This window comes from Allocoprococcus comes (assembly GCF_013300725.1).
GTDB lineage: Bacteria > Bacillota > Clostridia > Lachnospirales > Lachnospiraceae > Allocoprococcus > Allocoprococcus comes_A.
The window spans coordinates 1-4,193 of sequence record NZ_JAAIMM010000053.1; the positions used below are offsets into that span (position 1 = coordinate 1).

Annotated in this window: 4 protein-coding genes; 3 read left to right on the forward strand and 1 reads right to left on the reverse strand. The window is 33.8% G+C overall.

The genetic code is table 11. The features are described from left to right. Positions 1-91: 91 nt before the first annotated feature. The 3 genes from G4407_RS15765 to G4407_RS15775 are packed head-to-tail and all read left to right on the forward strand — an operon-like array spanning position 92 to position 2,322. A complete protein-coding gene (locus tag G4407_RS15765; protein WP_173689636.1) occupies positions 92-871 on the forward strand; it encodes a carbohydrate ABC transporter permease in 780 nt (259 codons plus the stop codon). Next, positions 864-1,640, forward strand: a complete 777-nt coding sequence (locus tag G4407_RS15770) for a carbohydrate ABC transporter permease (protein ID WP_022220100.1) — start codon at positions 864-866, stop codon at positions 1,638-1,640. Before G4407_RS15765 ends, G4407_RS15770 begins: the two co-directional genes overlap by 8 nt. A gap of 4 nt (positions 1,641-1,644) precedes the next feature. After that, the gene (locus tag G4407_RS15775) at positions 1,645-2,322 is read left to right on the forward strand and encodes a hypothetical protein (RefSeq protein ID WP_008374417.1); all 678 of its coding nucleotides are present in this window, start codon (positions 1,645-1,647) and stop codon (positions 2,320-2,322) included. 74 nt (positions 2,323-2,396) lie between these two features. On the opposite strand, the gene G4407_RS15780 is transcribed toward G4407_RS15775, so the two are convergent. Continuing rightward, complete coding sequence (locus tag G4407_RS15780) at positions 2,397-4,103, reverse strand: AAA family ATPase (protein ID WP_173689637.1); 1,707 nt, start codon at positions 4,101-4,103, stop codon at positions 2,397-2,399. Between the last annotated feature and the right edge of the window lie 90 nt (positions 4,104-4,193).

Sequence of the window (4,193 nt, forward strand, 5' to 3'; positions counted from 1 at the left end):
CTGACGATACAAAAATTTATTATTTTTTATTGTCCTCTTGACAGGTAGCACACCAATATCAGGATTTCTTTTCTTTTATCTGATCCCATTTTTGATTGTTTTGTGGTATTCTGTTTCTTTTGGTATCGGAAAACGCGAATTTGTAGGTCTTGATAATTATAAAGAACTATTTAAAAATACAATGTTTTTACTGGCAGTAAAAAACACTTGTAAATATATGCTTGTTACAATACCAGTTACTTTAGGGACAGCTCTCTGTATTTCTGTAATTTTACAACAGATTACGAAAGGTCAGAAAATTTTCCGACTCTCTTTTCTTTATCCAATCATCATGCCAATCGCATCTATAGTTTTAGTCATCCAGTTTTTTTTCAAAAATAATGGTTTTTTGAATCTGATACTAAACTTTTTTTATCTTCCTGAAAAAGACTGGCTTCATACATCAAGCGCTTTTTGGATTATCTGTATTTTATATTTCTGGAAATTTGTTGGATATTATATTTTCATTTATTCTTCCAGACTTCAGATGATTCCGAAAGAATATTATGAATATGCCAGTCTTCACGGAGCCGGAAAATGGCAGAGCTTTTATTATATTACCTGTCCTATATTGTTTCCGGTTATCCTTTTTACATTAATACTCTCCATAATGAATGCGTTTAAATGCTACAGAGAAGCCTTTTTACTTGGCGGAACTCATCCAGACAACAGTATTTATTTTTTACAACATTTTATGAATAATAATTTACAAAATCTGAATTACCAAAAGGTTTCCGCCAGTGCAACTATTATTACCGTATTTATTCTTTTTCTAAGTGGTCTTATCTATATGATATACTATTTTCTAAAGAGGAGGACTGCCGATGCATAAGTACAAACAGTACACCCGGCTCTTTGTTTTTTCGATCATAGCCTTTATTTTTTTATTTCCAATTATCTATCTGATTGTATTTTCAGTTTTTCATTCAGATACCGGATTTTCTCTGATGAATTATTATAAAGTTTTTCTGGCAAAACCTGATTATCTGATAAAATTTTGGAGAAGCCTTGCCATGTGTCTGATGATTGCGGCAGGACAAACCCTTTTTTCCTGTATGTCAGGAACAGCATTTGCAAAATATTCTTTTCCTCTGAAAAAATTCTGGTTTATACTATTTGCACTATTTATGATTTTACCGATTCAGGTAACACTGCTGCCGAATTATATTTTATTAGAAAAACTAAAACTTTTAAACAGTTGGAAAGCTTTGATAATCCCTGCAATATTTTCACCTTTTGGAACTGTATGGCTTACTTTCGTTTTCCAGGCAATCCCAGATTCTACACTTGATGCCGCAAGAATGGATGGCGTAAATCAGCTACAAATGATTCGCTATATTATAGTTCCAAATTCAAAACCTGCCGTTATCACATTATTTATATTAGTATTTACAGAAAGCTGGAATATGGTTGAACAGCCTATCCTTTTTCTCGAAAAAGAAACCGACTATCCCCTTTCTGTTTTTCTCGCATCACTCAATCAAAATGCTGTTGGAATTCAATCCGTCTGTGGTCTACTATGTTTACTTCCAGTGACATTTTTCTTTTTATATTACAATACAGAATTGACGGATGGACTAAAAGATATTTTATGGAGTTGATAAAATGATGAAAAAGAAAACCTGGAATGCCGGATGTATGATCCTGATTTCTTTAATGATCTGTACTATTTTATCCATCCGTATAGAAAAATGGATGCAGATACCTGTAGAGATTGCAACGATCAGTCAGACAGAAGAAGAAAAGCTTAATTCTACCATCCGTATTCCCAAAAGTTGCTATAATACCGATACAAATATGATTTTTTATCTGGCAGAGCAAGAAGGAGTATTCGGAACAAAATTTCTCGCCTTTTCAAAGGCTGTCGATCCTCTTTCCATAACCGCAGATAGTATTCTTCTTCCGGAAGAAAAAGATGAAAAAGGACAACTTTTGCAGATCATAAAATGGTCTACATATCCATTAAAAGATGGAGATGAAGTCACCATCGATCAGGAAGGGGAACATAAAAAACAGTCTGGTGAAAACAGACGTATTTTAGAAAAGCAAAAATCTTTTTTCTTTTTGTTTGGAATAACCGTCCTGATTTTAATTTTTATCTTTGCTTTTGGAATTAAAGATTTGTATAAGTTTCCTGCCGGAGATTATAGAAAATGTGTCAGAGGAATGCTACTCATTCTGATTGGATTTGGTATCTTATGGAAAATTACTGCACTTGTGAATATTCCGCGAGAATATCTGCCTCCGGAATGTATATTGGATCTGGGATTTTATTTACATTAATCTATAAAACGGATAAAGTCAAACTGCTATATGAAAAAGTTTTAAATCGCAATAGCAGTTTGACTTTCTTCTTTTTATCCTATCAATACTTTTTTTCCTTCAAATGCAAAACCATAATGATGAATCTCTTCTTTTTTTAGACCTCTGTCATATAGTTCTGCATCATAACATTTTTCTTTAATCTGTGTCAGTGCCGTCTGCACAGTGTCTTCCAACGATTCTTCTCTTTTTATATTTCTCACTTTAAATTCCATAATAATCGCCGGATACTTTTTTGTTTCTTTTATTTTAGGAATCATCATCACGTCATAACGCCCAAAACCACTTTCTCTGTTCGACCGAATCTCATAGATATCAGTCTGATCCGCAATGAGTCCCAGAACAAATCCATGATAAAATCGTTCCGGTTCATTTTGTCCTACATCAAAATAACTGAATGTTGTCATTATAATCTGATTCATATAATAGTTCATAGCATCTATATCATCACTTAATAATGCCTTCATGAACTGATTATAATTGGATTGATTCTTTGCGAACCATCCTTTAAACATAGTTGTAAACATTGCTGTTGTTTCCAGATTGGTGATTCGCAGATGATACCATGGCTCTAACAAAACGCCCCGATATTCTATCTGCTCTGCTTTCAGATAACCACTTACCAGCATCAGGCTCCAGATTGCATTCTCATCTTGATCAAGCTGCTCAAATACGATTTGTTCATCAAAATTAACTACGATTTCTTTTCCCTGCAGCAATTCTTCCATCTTTTCTTTGATGTCTGTGGAAGCTTTTCGAATCAGTTCATCAATCATACTATTTGAACTGGTATCTGCCCAATAAGGACGGACCTGTTTTTTATCTAAAAAATTAGTAATTGACCAAGGATTATAGATATCATGCGTATTTCCAAATACAAAACCATCATACCAGGACTTTACCAGTTCTTTTTGTTCTCCCATCTTTAAATCTTCTAAAGCTTGAAAAACCTCTTCTTCTGTGAAACCAAAGCTGGTTTCATATTCTGTAGAACTTGTGGTCACAACGTTCAGATTATTCAGATCGGAAAATACCGACTCTTTGGATACTCGTGTTATTCCTGTCAAAACTGCTCTTTCCAGATAGGGATTGGTTTTAAAAGTTGCATTGAAAAAATTTCTTATAAATGCTGTAAATTCCCGCCAATATCCATGCAGATACGCCTCCTGCATCGGGGTATCATATTCGTCTAACAAAATGATAACCTTCTTTTTATAATATCGACTGAGGCAATTTGCGAGATTTTTAATTGCATTACAAATGGTATCATTTGCCACCTGTTTTTTGATTCCTGGATTTTTTGCATAATAATCTAACTCTTCAAAGCATTTCCTCTCACCATCCGTAAGTTCATTACTTTCAAGCAGATATCTGTGTTCTGAATAGGCTTCATTGATCGCCATGATAATCCCATCTCTGGCATCTTCATAATTACTGCCTTTAATTGCGGCAAAACTCAGAAAAATTACCGGATAGGTTCCCTGCATTTTACGATATTTTTCCTTTTTCCAGACTGCCAATCCTTTAAAAAGGTCTTCCCGTCCTGCAAATTGATTGGAAAAGAAACAATTCAGCATACTCATATTCAATGTTTTTCCAAATCTACGCGGTCTGGTGATCAAAGTAATTTCATCTTTTGATTCCCACCACATACAGATCAGATCTGTTTTATCAATATAAAAACAATCATTTTCCCGAAGAGATACAAAATTCTGTTTCCCGATACTAATTACTTTTTGCATGAAAGATTTCCTCCCTTCCTGAATATCTATGGGTTATTATATCCTATTTGTTTCTTATCTTTCAACCGCTTATTTGTGTTAAATTTCTTT